A 15,655-nucleotide genomic window follows, 5' to 3' on the forward strand; every position below is an offset into this window, starting at 1 on the left:
CGACGAGCCGGTGGAGTCGGCATCCACCGATCGGTGGACGCTCGCGCCACCGCCTCAGCCCTGCTGCTCCCCCAGCCGGGTCAGCACCTGACGGGCGGCGTCCGACATCTCCGAATCGACCCCGAGTGCACCGAGGTACTCGACGACCGACTCCATCTCGTGCGAGCGGCGAACCGCGTGCTTGCGGCTGCCGGTCTCGTACCGGTCCATCTTCGCTTCGGCATCACCCGACAGTTGCGCGGCGATCTGCGCGCGGACCCACGGCTCGCATCCTGCCGCGCGGCCGGCCTCGAGCGCCTCGACCACGATGGCCGCGAGACTCTTCATGAGGACGCTGCGCAGGAGCTTGCGCGAGGTCGCGTCGCCCGCGGGGCCGTCGATGACCTCGACGTCGGCGCCGAAGCGGCGGAGCACCTCGGCCACGTCTTCGCTGGCGGTGCCACTGACGATCGTCTCGGTGGCGGCTCCCTTGGTCGGGACGGGCCCGAGGATCGCGACGTCGGCGAATCGGGCGCCCGTGCGCTCGACGAGCTCCGCGACCTCGGCCATCACACCGGGCGAGGCCGTGGTGAAGTCGGCGTAGACGCTGCCCGCGCGCAGGTGCGGCGCGGCGTCGGCGGCGATGCGTTCGCTGAGCGCGGCGCCCGTCAACACGATGACGAGGTCGGATGCCGCGACGAGGGCTTCGAGCGAGCCCGAGCGCTCGACACCCGAGGGGGTGGGGGTGGGGGCCGGATCGAAGCCGTGCACTTCGTAGCCCGCCTCGACCGCTCCGCGAGCGTAGAGCGAGCCCGCCTCGCCGAGTCCGATGATTCCGATCACGCGCATGTCGTTCCTCTCGAGAAGCGCGAGAGGATTCCCGCGCTAGCGGCCGACGGCGGCTGCCGCCCGTCGGAGTTCTGGTGCCCAGTCGGGCAGGTGGGTGGGGTCGGTCGCCTCGACCGGTCCCGATGCGGAGAGCGAGGCGATGACCTCTCCGGTCGAAGAGAACACCGGCACGCTGATGGAGGCGACGGCGGTGTCGCGCTCGGCGACCGAGATGTGGAACCCGTTGCGGCGGATCTCCGCCAGATCGGCGTCGAGTCCTTCCGTCGAGACGGTGAGCCCTCCCGCGGTCTGCGTCTCACCGAGGGCGTCGAGGATCCGAGCGATCTCGTCGGCCGGAAGGTGCGCGAGGATCGGCTTGCCCGCGCCGAGGTGCAGAGCCAGCCGCCGCCCGAGCGGGAGTTGGTACCGCAGGGGGTGCTCCCCGTCGACGCGGACGGCGAGGATGCGTTCGTCGCCGCTTCGCACGTACAGCGACGTCGTGAGCTGGGTGGTGTCGGCGAGCTGCTGCAGGTGCGGCCGCGCGCGGTTGCTGAGCGGGTCGCTCGAGATGTAGCCGTGGGCCATGCCGAGCGTCGCGACGCCGAGGCGGTACTCCCCGCCGACGCTGGAGACGAGGTCGCGCCGCTGCAGCACTCCGAGCAGTCGCAGGACCGTGGCGGTCGACAGACCCGTGCCGCGCCCGAGGTCGACGAGACGCAACGGCCGGTCGGCGCGTTCGAGCAGCTCCAGCAGGTCGAGGGCGCGTTCGACGCTGCGTACCGTGGGCTGACCTGACGTGTCTTCACGAGCCGAACTCATCCACCTAGTGTGTCGGATCGCTCAGGACGCCAGGATCCGTCGCCGCGTCTCGGTCTCGTCCGCGTTCTTGCGACGCGCTCGTTCGAGCACGGCCTCGGCCTGGACGGCGGGAACGACGGCCAGGCCGTCGGAGTCGCCGACGATCACGTCGCCCGGGCTCACGACGACTCCGCCGAGGGCGATCGGCACCCCGATGCGGAAGGGGCCGTTCTTGTAGGGACCCGCCGGGCTCTTCGCGCGGGCGAAGACGGCGAAGCCCATCTCCTCCAGGTCGTCGACGTCGCGCACGGCACCGTCGACGACGAAGCCGGCGCAGCCGACCCTGCGCAGGCGCTCCGCGATGAGTTCGCCGATGAGCGCGCGATCGGTGACCCCGTGGCCGTTGACCACGAGGATCGCGCCCGCGGGAACCTGCGCGATCGCCTCGTGGATGCCGGCGTTGTCGCCGCCCGCCACCTCGACGGTGAAGGCGGGACCGGCGAGCGTCGCACCCGGCCACACGGCCTGGATGCCGGCATCCACGACGCCGAGGCGGTCCATGGAGTCGCCGATGTTGGCGACCGGGAGAGCGGCGAGGCCGTCGATGACGTCGCCGGGGACGGGGGGAATGGTCATGAGTATCCGTTCTCTCTCAGGGCCGACGTCAGTCGGCGGGCTTCCAGCCGTGGGCGTACGACAGCAGCAGGGTCCAGATGCCGAGGGCGCCGCCGATCCCGAACGCCCAGGGGTTGAGCGCGTCGGCGACTCCGACGACGAACGCGCCGTTCGCCGTGACGAGCCCGACGACCTGCAGCAGCACGAGCACCGTTCCGACCAGGAGCATGGCGGCCAGAAGCACGACGAACACGGGGGTCATGAGGGCGATCGCCCGGCGACGGACGGGGCCGTGCGGGTTCTCGGCGGGGGTCTTCTCTTCAGACATGGTCTTCTCCGTTGAGGACGCGGGCTAGAACGACACCGGCAACCAGCCGGGTCCGATGAGGGCGGCGATCGCGAGGATGGGGAGGACGTACCAGACGATCAGCGGCACGAAGGTCTTCACCGGGTTCACCTGTGCGATACCGGTGGCGATGTAGATCGCCGACGCTCCGGGAGGAGAGGCCCCCTCGGTCGAGGCGGCGACGAGGACGACGCAGGCGGCGAGGATCGGGTCGACGCCCGAGACCATCAGGACGCTGAACCCGATGCCGCCGATCGTGGCGATCGTGGCGGTCGAGCTGAGCGGCCCCGCCACCAGCACGACCATCACCGCGACGATGATCGACATGACCACGGGTGAGGCGTTCAGGCCGTTGAGGACGGACGAGAGCTGGTCGGCGAGACCGAGCTCGGTGAGCACGGCGCCTCCCGCGAAGGCGAAGACGAGCGTCGCACCGATGTCGCGATAGCGGGGCGCCGTCTTCGCGAAGAAGTCGTACCAGGCACGCCCCCCACGGGGCAGGCCCTTCCAGCCCAGGAAGACCGCGAAGATCATCAGCAGCACCGGGATCCAGACGATGACGCTCACGGCATCCGTCGTCTCTTCGCCGAGTGCCGCGGTGAGGGCGTCGCCGGTGGGGCCGAGCGTGACGGCCACCGGGATCACGATGCCGAGGAAGACCAGCAGCGAGGTCCAGCCCTGACGGAACGAGCGGCCGAAGGGGAGGATGTCGGCGGCGGCGACCCGGTCGATCTTGTGACGGCGCACGAAGATGAAGATCACGACGAGGCGCCACAGCACGCACCATCCGGCGGCGGCGAACATCGCCAGGAGGAGCTTGTCGATGGTCACGTAGGGGGCGACCGTCGCGGTGCCGATGAGGATGAAGAACGACGCGCTCGGCGGGATGACCGTGCCGTTGCCGGCGTTTCCGGCGATGACGGTGGCGGCGACGTGCGGGGGCCAGTTCGAGCGCTTCATCCACGGGATCGCGACCGAACCCATGGTGGCGGCGTTGGCCGAGCCGGAGTGGGCGACCGATCCGAACAGGGCCGAGCCGACCGTGGCGACGTATCCGGCGCCACCGCGCAGGCGTCCCAGCATCGAGTTGAGGATGTCGACCTGCCGGTCGATCACGCCGGTCGATGCCAGCAGGAAGCCGATGAAGGTGAACGCGAGGGCCGCGAAGACGATCTCCTGCGTGAAGGCCGCCTCGAAGCCCACGACGGCGAGCCGGAGGAAGTCCGCTCCACCGAACGCGCAGACGGTCACGAAGCCGACGACCATCGCTTCGCCGATGCCGCGTTTGACGACGACGCTCCACACGACGATCACGCCGATGTAGGCGATAAGCGCCCAAACTGCCAAGCCCATAGTGCTCTCCATTGAGGTGGGGGGTTCATCTAGTGAACTAAACGTTCACGTGTTGAACATATCCTGACGGCGCGGCGATCGTCAACCACGCCCCAACGACGAACGCCCCCGGATCATGAGGTCCGAGGGCGTTCGAAAAGGGGTCTCAGCCGACCGGCGTGACGGCCGCGGCTGCCTCGTCTTCTTCGGTCGCCACGAGCTGGCCGCACGCTCCGTCGATCTCCTTGCCGCGGGTGTCGCGGAGGGTCGTCGGGATGCCGGCGTCGTTCAGGCGTCGCACGAACTCGTTCTGCACGGGCACCTCCGATGCCGTCCAGATCGAGCCCGGCGTCGGGTTCAGCGGGATCGGGTTGACGTGCACCCAGCCTCGGCCGCGGGCGTTGAGCTTCTCGGCCAGCAGATCGGCACGCCAGGCGTGGTCGTTCATGTCTTTGATCAGGGCGTATTCGATCGAGACGCGGCGCCCGGTCTTGTCGAAGTAGGCGCGCGCGGCATCCAGTGCCTCGTCGACCTTCCAGCGGGAGTTCACCGGGATGAGCTCGTCGCGCAGGTGGTCGTCGGGGGCGTGCAGCGAGAGGGCGAAGGTGACCGGGATGTCCTCGTCGGCGAGCTTCTTGATCGCGGGCACGAGTCCGACGGTCGACACGGTGATGCCGCGGGCGCTCATGCCGAGGCCGTGGTCCTTGTCGACCATCACGCGCACGGCCTGCATCACGCGCGCGTAGTTGGCGAGAGGCTCGCCCATGCCCATGAACACGATGTTCGACACGCGATCGAGCGAGTGGTCGTCGCGCTTCTTTCCGCCCAGGCCGCCGGCGGCGATGAGGGCGTTGGCGCGCACGATCTGCTCGATGATCTCGCCCGCCGACATGTTGCGGGTCAGGCCCGCCTGACCGGTGGCGCAGAACGGGCAGTTCATGCCGCAGCCGGCCTGGCTCGACACGCACAGCGTGATGCGGCCGGGGTAGCGCATGAGCACCGACTCGACGAGGGCGCCGTCGTGCAGCTTCCAGAGGAACTTGATCGTGTCGCCGCGATCGGTCTCGAGTCGCCGCACCTCGGTGAGCAGCGGCGGCAGCATTCCGGCGACGAGTTCTTCGCGACCGGATGCCGGGAGGTCGGTCATGTCGGCGGCATCCGACGTGTAGTGCGTGAAGTAGTGCTTCTCGAGCTGCTTCGCGCGGAAGCCCGGGAGGCCGAGCTCTTTCAGCTTGGCGACGCGCTCGTCGTGCGTGAGGTCGGCGAGGTGCACGGGCGGCTTGCCGCGCTTGGGGCTGGCGAACTGCAGCAGCGGACGACCGGTCTCGTCTTTGGCCTGCTGCCAGCCTTCGGTCTTGGGGCGCACCTGGCGGATGCCGGTGTCGGCCGGGGCACCCGCGGGGCGCACCTGCCGAGGCGTCGTGGTGCGCACGGGGGGCTGTTCGGTCATGGTTTCCAGGGTACCGGGCGCATCTGCGCCGCGGCTGGGCGCGTGTTCCGCTCTCGGGGGGCACGTGAGGGGCCGGGATGCCGGGCGGCGTGGGGTACACCCGGTCCGGCCCCTCACGCGATCGGGTCAGGCGGCGTCGAGGTCCTGCTCGAGCAACGCCTGGAGCTCGTCGGCGACACGGTCGGCCTCGGGCCCGTCGACCTCGAGGGCCACCTCGTCGCCCGTCTTCACGCCCAGCTGCAGCAGCGCGAGGATACTGCGGGCGTCGACGGAGGCGTCGCCGGCGGCGAGGGTGACGGTGTGCTTCGAGGCCGCGGCCGCGCGGGCGAGGGTCGCGGCGGGACGGGAGTGCAGGCCGGAGGACGAGCCGAAGACGGCGGTGCGCTGTGCCATGGGAGACCTTTCGGGGAGTTCAGCTCGACTGGGCGCGAGCGATGTGGAGGGCGAGGTAGCCCACCTCCTCGTCGGAGATGGCCACCTCGTGCTCCTTCAGGACGAACGCGCGGATGCGTTCGGCCGTCGCGACGGCCCGCGGGTGCTTGGCCGTCATGGTCGCGAAGAGCAGGTCTTCGTCGTGACCGGCGAGGCGGTCGCTGAACAACCGCTCCGCGAAGAACTGCAGGTGCGTGAGGAACCGACGGGTGTGGAGGTCGTCGGCATCCAGGGTCACTCCCCCGGCGTGCGTGACGATCGTGGTGATGTCGGACACGAGCCCGACCACCCGCATCGAGTCGACGGCAGGGCGTCCCACCTCCGAGTTGACGAGGTGGAAGGCGATGTTGGCGGCCTCTTCATCGGGAAGCGACACCCCCGTGCGCTCGCGGAGCAGCCCGAGCGCGCGCAGGCCCACCTCGTGTTCACGGGGGTAGACCGTGCGCACCTCCCACGCGAGGCGGTTGGTGACCTGCAGGCCCCGCCGCTGGCGCTCCACCGCGAAGTGCAGGTGATCGGTGAGCGTGAGGTAGATGTGGGCGTCGAGTTCGATGCCCGCTTTCTCGGCATCCATCACGATCGCCCTCGTGAGTTCGACGAAGCCGCCGGGGATCTGGGCGAGCAACTCGACCAGGTTCCGCTGATCGGCGTCGTCGAGCGCGACGAACACCCGGTCCGTCGACCCGGGGGCGACGGTGTCGCCCGGACGCGCGGCGAAACCGATGCCCTTGCCCAACAGCACGCGCTCCACGCCGCGCTCGTCTTCGACGAGCACGACGCTGGAGTTCAGCACCTTCTTGATGATCTGCATGGGTGTCTCCGTCGACCCCGGCGGACGCGCAGCGAGTGCGGTCGTCACGCCAGGTCGGCCCCGTTCGAGGCGATGACCTTCTGGTACCAGAAGAACGAGTCCTTGCGACGTCGTTCGCCCGTGCCGTTGCCGAGGTCGTCCTGGTCGACGTGGATGAAACCGTACCTCTTCGAGATCTGCGACGACGAGGCGCTGATGATGTCGATCGGCGCCCAGCTCGTGTAGCCGCGCAGCTCCACGCCCTCGTCGACGGCGCGGATCATCTCCGCGAAGTGCGACCGGAAGTAGTCGATGCGGTACGGGTCGTGGATGCGGCCGTCTTCCGTGAGCTCATCGCGCATGCCGAGACCGTTCTCGACGATGAACAGCGGCTTGCCGTACCGGTCGTAGAGGTCGATGAGAGAGATGCGCAGGCCCACCGGGTCGATCTGCCACCCCCACTCGCTCGACGGCAGGAACGGGTTCTTCACGCCGAGCACCGTGTTGCCGGGGGTGCGCTCGGCATCCGGACGCACCGACTCCGTGAGCGTCATGTAGTACGAGAACGAGATGTAGTCGACCGGGTGATCGCGCAGCAGCTCGACATCGCCTTCGGCGAAGGGGATCGTGATGCCCTTGGACTCGAGGGCCTTCAGCGCCAGCCGCGGGTACGCCCCTCCGGCCTGCACGTCGGTGCACAGGTAGAGGAGACGCTCCTTGGCCTGGGTCGCCGCGACGTCGTCGGGGTGGCAGGTGTTCGGGTAGGTGGTGAGCATCGTGAGCATGCACCCCATCTCCGACGCGGGCCACATCTCGTGGAGCATCTTCGTCACCGACGCGGATGCCACGAACTGGTGGTGCAGTGCCGTGTAACAGGCCTGCTCCAGCGAGCCCTCGACGGTCTCGTCGATGATGCCGCCCGAGGTGAAGGGGTGACGGATGATCCCGTCGATCTCGTTGAACGACAGCCAGAGGTCGACGAGGTGTCCGAAGCGCTCGAAGCACGTGCGCGAGAACCGCTCGAACAGCGCGATCGTGCCACGGTCGACCCACGCGTTGCTCTTCAGCGCCAGAGCGAGCGGCGGGTCGTAGTGCGACAGGGTCACCAGCGGGCGGATGCCGAGACGGCGCATCTCGGTGAAGAGGTCGAGGTAGAACGCGATGCCCTCCTCGTTCGGCTCGAGCTCCTCGCCGGTCGGGTACAGCCGCGACCAGGCGATCGACAACCGCAGCACCGAGAAGCCCATCTCGGCGAACAACGCCAGGTCTTCGCGGTAGCGGTGGTAGAAGTCGATCCCGCGACGCTTCGGGTAGAAGGCGATGTCGTCGTCGGCCATCGCGGCGGCGATGCTCTCCAGCGTGTGCTGGTGGTGCACCGCGTACTCACGCGGGTCGACGTTCGGGCGGTACTTCGCGACGTCCGAGACCGCGGGACCGCGGCCCCCTTCGTTCCACGCGCCCTCGGCCTGGTTGGCGGCGAGCGCGCCGCCCCAGAGGAATCCGTCAGGCAATCCCATTCGCGGTCTCCTTCGCGTCGGTCGACAGCAGAGCGGCGCCCGCGGCGACGCGTCCGGTGACGAGGGGGGCGACGTCGTACGCGTCGCCGTTGAGCACGACGACGGGCGTCGTGATGTCGAGTCCTGCGGCTTCGATGGCCGCCAGGTCGGCGGTCAGCACGTGCTGTCCGGCTTCGACGCGGTCGCCCTGGGCGACGTGCGCGGTGAAGGGCGCACCCTCGAGGCGGACGGTGTCGAGGCCCACGTGCACGAGCACTTCGAGTCCGTCGTCACCCAGGATGCCGAGCGCATGGCGCGAGGGCAGCAGGCTCGACACCGTGCCGCTGATGGGCGCGCGCACCTCGCCGTCGGTGGGGCGGATCGCGACGCCGGGCCCGAGGATGCCCCCCGAGAACACGGGGTCGTCGACCTCGGCGAGGGCGATGACCTCGCCCGTCATGGGGGCGACGATCCCGCCCGCGACGGGCTCCCCGACAGGGGTCGACGTGCCCGCCTGCTGTTCGAGCAGACGCACGGTGGCCGAGTCGGAGTCCTTCCAGATGACCAGCGAGACGATGAACGAGGTGACCATGGCGACGAGCGCGCCGATCACCGCGTGCAGCAGGTTCCAGGGGTTGGCCATGTCGATGAACATCGAGATGGATGCCGCACCCGGGCTGACCAGCGCGAAGGCCGAGATGGCCGCGATGCCGAGGTACGACCCACCCACGAACGCGCCGATGACGACCGAGATGACCGCGCGACGGTTCTGCAGCGTCACGCCGTACAGGGCCGGTTCGGTGATGCCGAAGAAGGCCGAGATGCCCGAGGAGATCGCGGTGCCGCGGAGGGTCTTGTTCTTCGTACGCACGGCGATCGCGAGGCTGGAGCCGGCCTCGGCGAGGTTGTGGGCGAGAGAGGCGACGAGGTAGAAGCTCTCCTTGCCCGCGGAGGCCATGGTGGCCACCGTCGGCGGGATGAACGCCTTGTGCATGCCGACCGAGACGATGAACGGAAGGGCGGCGGCCATCAGCGCGACGGCGATCCATCCGAGGGTGCCGTACAGCCACAGCATCGCGCCCGTCAGGAGGGTCCCGAGGAAGAAGCCGAGCGGGCCGAGCAGGAAGATCGTGGCGGGCGCCACCACGACGAAGCAGATCAGCGGCACGAGGAACGTGCTGATCACGCTGGGGCTGATGCGGCGAGCGCCGCGTTCGACGACCGCGAGCAGCAGCACCGCGAGGATCGGGGGGAAGACCTGCGCGCTGTAGGCGATCGCGGGCACCGTCAGGCCGAACAGCGCGACGCCGCCCTCCTGGGTGAGAAGGCCGGCGAAGGTCGGGAACACCAGCAGGCCGACGATGCCGAGCGCGAGCGGGATGTTCGTGTCGAGCTTCTTCGCCGCGGTGTAGGTCACCAGCAACGGCAGGAAGAAGAACACCGCGTCGGGGATCGCGGTGAGCACCTGATAGGTCTGATCGGTCGTCTGCAGCCATCCGAGCGCGACGGCGAGGATGAGGAACGACTTGAAGATTCCCGCACCGGCGACGGCGGGGATGATCGGGGTGAAGACGCCGACGACGAAGTCCATGAACACCGACCCGGCGCGCTTGAGCGTCAACTTCGGCTTCGCGGCATCGACTCGCGCTTCGGCGCGGGTGCCGCCACCGGTGCGCAGCTTCTCGATCTCGCGGAAGTAGTTCGCCACTCCCGATCCGACGATCACCTGGGTCTGCGTCCCCAGCACCACGCCGATGACGCCGGGCGTGGCCTTGAGGGCGGCCTCATCGGCCTGAGTGTCGTCGGCGAGCGTGAAGCGGAGGCGGGTCGAGCAGTGGTGGAGCGAGGCCACGTTGGCCGCTCCGCCGACGTGCTCGAGGATCGCGCGGGCGCTGTCCTGAGTGGTCATCGAAGTCCTTCCTTGGATCGAAGGACACGCGTCGCGACGTCGACTCCGAAGTCGCCCGGGCAACAAAAAAGGACCCGAAGGCGGCGCTCTCGCACTGCGTTCGGATCCTGCCTGCATGACCAGTCACATGTCCGTCGGCGACTCTACACGACGATTCACGGATGCCGAATCGCACGACTGCACGCTCGCGATGGGCCCCTGCATCCCGGGTGCTCTCACGGCGCGACGAGAGGTCGCGCTCTAGGATTCATGCCATGCCCGGTGCCGGTGACGTCTCCCTCCCGCCCGGCGGCGTGCAGAAGCTGCTGAACAACAACGTCGTCGTGGCGATCGACGGCGACGGCCGCGAGCGCGTGCTGATGGGCCGCGGGATCGGGTTCCAGCTCAAGCATGAGGGGCGGGTCGATCCGACCAAGGTCGAGAAGACCTTCGTGCTCGAGCAGGGCAGCGACACCGCGCACGCGCAGAAGCTGCTCACCGACGCGCCCTACGCGCTGGTCGAGGCGGTCCTGCACGCGGTCGACCAGGCCGAGCGCGACTTGGGCCGGGATCTCGGCCAACGCCTCCCGCTCGCCGTGATCGACCACATCACCTACGTGATCGAGCGCCTCGACCAGGGCATCCGCATCCCCGGCACCTCGATGCCCGAGCTGCGGATCCTGCACCCCGACGAGTCGCGCGCGGCGGAGCGCATGGCGACCTCGATCGCGGCATCCCTCGACCGCGAGCTTCCGCCGGAGGAGGGCGTCTTCCTCACGATGCACCTGCTCAACGCCACGCGCGACGAGCCCAACGGCACCGCGGCCCTGCTGTTCCGCCGCGTGCAGCACGTCGTGCGCACCGTCGAGACCGGCCTCGGTGTCGCCCTCGACACCGAGAGCCCCGATTACGCGCGGTTCATCCTGCACGTGCGCTTCCTGCTGCAGCGGCTCGTGAATCGCGCGATGCTCTCGAGCGGCGACTCGTCGTTCTTCGAGTTCGCCAAGCACCGCTATCCCCGGGCCTTCGGCATCGCCGAGGCTGTGAAGGACTACGTCCACGCGGCCACCGGGTCGACCCTGACCGACGAAGAGGTGCTGTACCTCACCGTCCACGTCGAGCGCCTGGCGACGAGCCTGGGCCGCGCTGACGACAGTGGCGGCCCCGACGCCCCGGTGCTATAGTCACCGACGCAGGGGTCACACCCTGCCGACGATTTCCGGATTGTTACCGCGCGAGCGGGCAAGACCTGAATCCACATCGCTGACGAGCGATGAACGGATTCGGGTCTTTTTTATTGCCCGAAACACCCGGCAGCGTCGCCACAGAACATCTCGAACAGGCCGCATCGATGCGGCGAAAGGCAGGCGGTTCCGATGACGGATCACGCGAAGACGGCGGCGGGGGTCCTCGCCGGTGTCGGTGGAGAGAGCAACGTCCAATCCCTCGTGCACTGCGCGACGAGGCTCAGGTTCGTGCTGAAAGACGAGGGCAAGGCGGATGCCGCGGCGATCCGCGCGACGCCCGGTGTCATCACCACGGCCCAGGCGGGCGGTCAGTACCAGGTCGTGATCGGCAACGACGTGCCCGACGTGTACGCCGCGATCCAGTCGCAGACCAAGCTGGGCGGCGCCGGCTCCGAGGCCGCCGAGAGCGGGCCGAAGGGCAACCTCTTCAACCGCTTCATCAAGATGATCTCGGCGATCTTCACGCCCATCCTCTGGGCCCTCGCGGGTACGGGTCTGCTGAAGGCGTTCGTCGCCGCGGCCGTCACCTTCGGATGGCTGGATGCCACGAGCACGACCTACACGATCCTCAACGCGCTCTCCGATGCGCTGATCAACTTCCTGCCGCTGGCGCTGGCCATCACCGCGGCGCGCTACTTCAAGGCCTCGGAGTTCACCTCCTTCGCGATCGCCGGCGCCCTGGTCTACCCGACCATCACGGCGCTGAACGGTCAGCCCGACATCACCTTCTTCGGCATCCCGGTCACGATGGTGAGCTACGTCTCGAGCGTCATCCCCGTGATCATCATCGTGTGGCTGCAGAGCTACGCCGAGCGCTTCCTGCTCAAGGTCCTGCCCGGTGCCGTGCGCCGCTTCCTGACCCCGATGGTCGTCGTGCTCGTCGCCGTGCCGCTAGTCTTCCTCGTGATCGGCCCGCTCTCGAGCCTCGTCGGCGGCGGCCTCGCGGCCGGCATCGGCTGGGTCTTCCAGACCCTTCCGTGGCTGGGTGGCGCGATCATGGGCGGTCTGTGGCAGGTCTTCGTGATCTTCGGTCTGCACTGGGGCCTCGTGCCGCTGTTCCAGCTCGAGTATCAGACCACCGGTCAGATCCTGCTCATCGGCCCGGTGTTCGCCGCGGTCCTGGCCCAGGCGGCCGCCGTCGCCGGTGTGCTCGTGCGCACCCGCAACAAGAACCTGCGCTCGCTGGCCGCCCCGGCCACGCTCTCGGGCTTCCTCGCCGGCATCACCGAGCCCGCGATCTACGGCATCAACCTCCCCCTCAAGCGTCCCTTCGCCTTCGGCATCGTCGGCGGCGCCCTCGGTGGGGCGCTCATCGCGATGGGCGGGGTCTTCTCCAAGGCGTTCGTCGTGCCCTCCGGCCTGGCTCTTCCGGCCCTGCTCGGCAACGGCAACATGGTGATGCTCGCGATCGGTCTCGGCGTCGCGATCCTGGTGCCGTTCCTGCTGGTGGTGCTGCTCGGCTTCAAAGACCCGGTCGACGCCACCGCTCCGGCGACGCCCGCCGTCGCCACCGACACCGTGGTGCGAAACCCCGTCGACGGCACCGTCGTCGCGCTCAGCGAGGTTCCGGATGCCGCCTTCGCCGACGGCTCGCTCGGCAAGGGCGTCGCGATCCGGCCGACCTCGGGTGCGGTCTACGCCCCGTTCGACGGCACCGTCGTCGCCGCCTTCCCGACAGGTCACGCGGTGGGCCTGCGCGGAGTCGACGGAGTGGAGCTGCTCATCCACGTCGGCCTCGACACCGTCAAGCTCGGTGGCGCGCACTTCACGCTGAAGGTGCAGTCCGGCATCGAGGTCAAGGCGGGCGACCTGCTCGTCGAGTTCGACGGCGACGCGATCGAGAAGGCCGGCTACGACCTGATCACCCCCGTCATCGTCACGAACGGCGATCTCTACCCCGACATCGCCGACGCGGCATCCGGACCTCTCTCGCACGGCGAGAGCCTGTTCCGCGCCGTGTCGGTCGACTCCCTCACTTCCGCCCGCTGACCCCCTGGAGGCACAGAACATGACCACCACCCCCTTCCCCGACGGGTTCCTCTGGGGCGGCGCCACCGCCGCCAACCAGATCGAGGGCGCGTACGACGCCGACGGCAAGGGTCTGTCGGTGCAGGACGTGATGCCCCGCGGCATCTCGGGCCCGCGCTCCGAGACCCCCACGCCCGACAATCTCAAGCTCGTCGGCATCGACCACTACCACCGCTATGCGGAGGACATCGCGCTGTTCGCCGAGATGGGCTTCGGTGTCTACCGCTTCTCGATCGCGTGGAGCCGCATCTTCCCGAAGGGCGATGAGACCGAGCCCAACGAGGCCGGCCTGGCGTTCTACGAGCGCATCCTCGACGAGCTCGAGAAGCACGGCATCGAGCCACTCGTGACGATCTCGCACTACGAGACGCCGCTTCACCTGGCCGAACAGTACGGCGGCTGGACGAACCGCGAGCTCATCGGGTTCTACGAGCGCTACGCCCGCACCCTCTTCGAGCGCTTCGGCAGCCGCGTGAAGTACTGGCTGACGTTCAACGAGATCAACTCGCTCCTGCACGCTCCGTTCATGAGCGGCGGCATCCCGATCCCCGAGGGCGGCGTCCCCGAGCAGCAGCTGTACCAGGCGATGCACCACGAGCTCATGGCATCCGCCCGCGCCACGCGCATCGCCCGCGAAGTCGCCCCCGAGGCGAAGGTCGGCTGCATGGTGCTGTCGATGCCGATCTACCCGCTGACGCCGTCTCCCGACGACGCCGTCGCGGTGATGGAGGCCGACCACGGCAACCTCGTCTACGGCGACGTGCACACCCGCGGCGCCTACCCGGGGTACTTCCTGCGGACGCTCCGCGAGAAGGGCATCGAGCTCGACATCACCGATCAGGACCGCGACGACCTGACCCACACGGTCGACTTCGTCTCGTTCAGCTACTACATGTCGATCGCCGAGACCGCCGACCCCGCGAAGAAGGTCGCCGGCGAGGGCAACATCATGGGCGGCGTTTCGAACCCGACGCTCGAGGCGAGCGAGTGGGGGTGGCAGATCGACCCCGTCGGCCTGCGCCTGGTGCTGAACCAGTTCTGGGACCGCTGGCAGCAGCCCCTGTTCATCGTCGAGAACGGCCTGGGCGCGCGCGACCAGCTCGTCGAGGTCGACGGGGAGAAGACGGTCGTCGACGACTACCGCATCGCCTACCTCAACGACCACCTCGTGCAGGTCGGCGAGGCCATCGAAGACGGCGTCGAGGTGCTCGGCTACACCTCGTGGGGCTGCATCGACATCGTCAGCGCCAGCACCGCCCAGTTGAGCAAGCGATACGGTTTCATCTACGTCGACCGCAACGACGACGGCACCGGCTCGCTCGATCGCTACCGGAAGAAGTCGTTCGGCTGGTACGCCGACGTCATCCGATCCAACGGCGCGTCCCTCACGCGCTGATCCCCCCTCACCGGATCGGCCCCGGGTCCTCGTGGCCCGGGGCCGATCCTCTTGGAGTGCACATGACCCGCATCGCCTTCCTCGACGTCGACGGCACGATCCTCGAGCACGGCTCGCTCATCGCCCCCTCGACGGTGACCGCCGTGCGCACGGCGCGCGAGAACGGACATCTCGTGTGGCTCTGCACGGGACGCTCCGCCGGTGACATCCACCCCGACGTGCTGGCCATCGGCTTCGACGGCGCGATCACGAACGGCGGTGCCTACGCGACGCGCGGCGAGGAGCCCGGCGACGACGCGCTCATCGTGGAGCACCCGATGCCCCGAGCCGATGTCGAGGCGGTCGAGCGGTACTTCGAGGCCCACGGCATCCACTACTTCCTGCAGACGCACGGGGGCGTGTACGCGAGCGCCGGCATGGGCCCCGTGATGACCGCGTACCGCCGAGAACGCCACGCGCAGCGTGCCGCCGAGCTCGAAGCGCAGGGCCTGCCCGCCGAAGAACCGCTCTGGCGCGAACCGCGACCGGTGACGGAGGTCGACCGCGACGCCGTCGCCAAGGCCGTATTCGTCAGCCCCTCGATCGACACCGTGACCCACGCGGCGGAAGAGCTCGGCGACGCATTCCACGTCATCCCGGGCTCAATCCCACTCCCCGGCGGCTCGAACGGCGAGATCGGTCAGGCCGGCGTCACCAAGGGCTCCGCGATCACCGAGGTTCTCGCCCTGCTCGGCATCGATGCGGCGGATGCCATCGGCATCGGCGACAGCTGGAACGACGTCGAGATGTTCGAGGTCGTCGGCACGCCCGTCGCGATGGGCAACGCCGTGCCCGAGCTGCAGCAGCTCGCGGGCCGCGTCACCACCGCGGTGCTGGAGGACGGCGTGCACAACGCCTTCGCGGAGCTGGGCCTGCTCTGAGGCCGGTCCGCGCCCAGGTCCCTGAGCCTGTCGAAGGGACCGGAACCAGCGTCACGCCCCGAGGCTTCGACAAGCCCAGCCACCTGCCCCACCCAGGTCCCTGAGCCTGT

At 69.0% G+C, this 15,655-nt stretch carries 15 protein-coding genes; 5 read left to right on the forward strand and 10 right to left on the reverse strand.

Features of this window, described 5'->3' with window-relative positions; translation table 11 throughout:
- Positions 1-54: 54 nt before the first annotated feature.
- From LPW41_RS15325 to LPW41_RS15370, 10 genes are all read right to left on the reverse strand, one after another.
- Positions 55-828, reverse strand: coding sequence for a DUF1932 domain-containing protein (locus LPW41_RS15325; RefSeq protein ID WP_144834405.1), 774 nt, complete (start codon positions 826-828; stop codon positions 55-57).
- 36 nt (positions 829-864) lie between these two features.
- Positions 865-1,626, reverse strand: a complete 762-nt coding sequence (locus tag LPW41_RS15330) for an IclR family transcriptional regulator (protein WP_144834403.1) — start codon at positions 1,624-1,626, stop codon at positions 865-867.
- A 21-nt stretch (positions 1,627-1,647) separates the two neighbouring features.
- Positions 1,648-2,241 (reverse strand): methyltransferase, encoded by a 594-nt coding sequence (locus LPW41_RS15335; protein ID WP_154097698.1) that lies wholly within the window; start codon positions 2,239-2,241, stop codon positions 1,648-1,650.
- Between the two features lie 28 nt (positions 2,242-2,269).
- Entirely contained in the window at positions 2,270-2,548 is a 279-nt protein-coding gene (locus LPW41_RS15340) for a hypothetical protein (protein ID WP_144834399.1), read from the reverse strand.
- A 24-nt stretch (positions 2,549-2,572) separates the two neighbouring features.
- Positions 2,573-3,919, reverse strand: coding sequence for a TRAP transporter large permease subunit (locus tag LPW41_RS15345; protein WP_230705327.1), 1,347 nt, complete (start codon positions 3,917-3,919; stop codon positions 2,573-2,575).
- Between the two features lie 145 nt (positions 3,920-4,064).
- Complete coding sequence (rlmN, locus tag LPW41_RS15350; protein ID WP_144834396.1) at positions 4,065-5,348, reverse strand: 23S rRNA (adenine(2503)-C(2))-methyltransferase RlmN; 1,284 nt, start codon at positions 5,346-5,348, stop codon at positions 4,065-4,067.
- A gap of 126 nt (positions 5,349-5,474) precedes the next feature.
- The gene (locus LPW41_RS15355) at positions 5,475-5,741 is read right to left on the reverse strand and encodes an HPr family phosphocarrier protein (protein ID WP_144834394.1); all 267 of its coding nucleotides are present in this window, start codon (positions 5,739-5,741) and stop codon (positions 5,475-5,477) included.
- A gap of 19 nt (positions 5,742-5,760) precedes the next feature.
- The gene (locus LPW41_RS15360) at positions 5,761-6,591 is read right to left on the reverse strand and encodes a PRD domain-containing protein (RefSeq protein WP_144834393.1); all 831 of its coding nucleotides are present in this window, start codon (positions 6,589-6,591) and stop codon (positions 5,761-5,763) included.
- Between the two features lie 44 nt (positions 6,592-6,635).
- Positions 6,636-8,087 carry a glycoside hydrolase family 1 protein gene (locus LPW41_RS15365; RefSeq protein ID WP_144834391.1) on the reverse strand — a complete coding sequence of 484 codons (1,452 nt, stop codon included), beginning with the start codon at positions 8,085-8,087 and terminating at the stop codon, positions 6,636-6,638.
- Positions 8,074-9,975 carry a beta-glucoside-specific PTS transporter subunit IIABC gene (locus tag LPW41_RS15370; protein ID WP_230705328.1) on the reverse strand — a complete coding sequence of 634 codons (1,902 nt, stop codon included), beginning with the start codon at positions 9,973-9,975 and terminating at the stop codon, positions 8,074-8,076. Before LPW41_RS15370 ends, LPW41_RS15365 begins: the two co-directional genes overlap by 14 nt.
- A gap of 115 nt (positions 9,976-10,090) precedes the next feature.
- Here LPW41_RS15370 and LPW41_RS16920 point away from each other — a divergent pair, with 115 nt between their 5' ends.
- The 5 genes from LPW41_RS16920 (at position 10,091) to LPW41_RS15390 (ending at position 15,545) form a co-directional block, all read left to right on the forward strand.
- Entirely contained in the window at positions 10,091-10,219 is a 129-nt protein-coding gene (locus LPW41_RS16920; protein WP_269074482.1) for a hypothetical protein, read from the forward strand.
- Positions 10,220-10,229: 10 nt separating this feature from the next.
- Positions 10,230-11,138: a PRD domain-containing protein gene (locus LPW41_RS15375; RefSeq protein WP_230705329.1), complete on the forward strand. Its 909-nt coding sequence runs from the start codon at positions 10,230-10,232 to the stop codon at positions 11,136-11,138.
- A gap of 192 nt (positions 11,139-11,330) precedes the next feature.
- Positions 11,331-13,190, forward strand: a complete 1,860-nt coding sequence (locus LPW41_RS15380; protein WP_144784168.1) for a beta-glucoside-specific PTS transporter subunit IIABC — start codon at positions 11,331-11,333, stop codon at positions 13,188-13,190.
- 19 nt (positions 13,191-13,209) lie between these two features.
- A complete protein-coding gene (locus LPW41_RS15385) occupies positions 13,210-14,625 on the forward strand; it encodes a glycoside hydrolase family 1 protein (RefSeq protein WP_230705330.1) in 1,416 nt (471 codons plus the stop codon).
- A gap of 62 nt (positions 14,626-14,687) precedes the next feature.
- Positions 14,688-15,545: a Cof-type HAD-IIB family hydrolase gene (locus LPW41_RS15390; protein ID WP_230705331.1), complete on the forward strand. Its 858-nt coding sequence runs from the start codon at positions 14,688-14,690 to the stop codon at positions 15,543-15,545.
- Positions 15,546-15,655 lie beyond the last annotated feature (110 nt).

It is taken from the genome of Microbacterium sp. JC 701 (genome assembly GCF_021026215.1).
Lineage (GTDB): Bacteria > Actinomycetota > Actinomycetes > Actinomycetales > Microbacteriaceae > Microbacterium > Microbacterium algihabitans.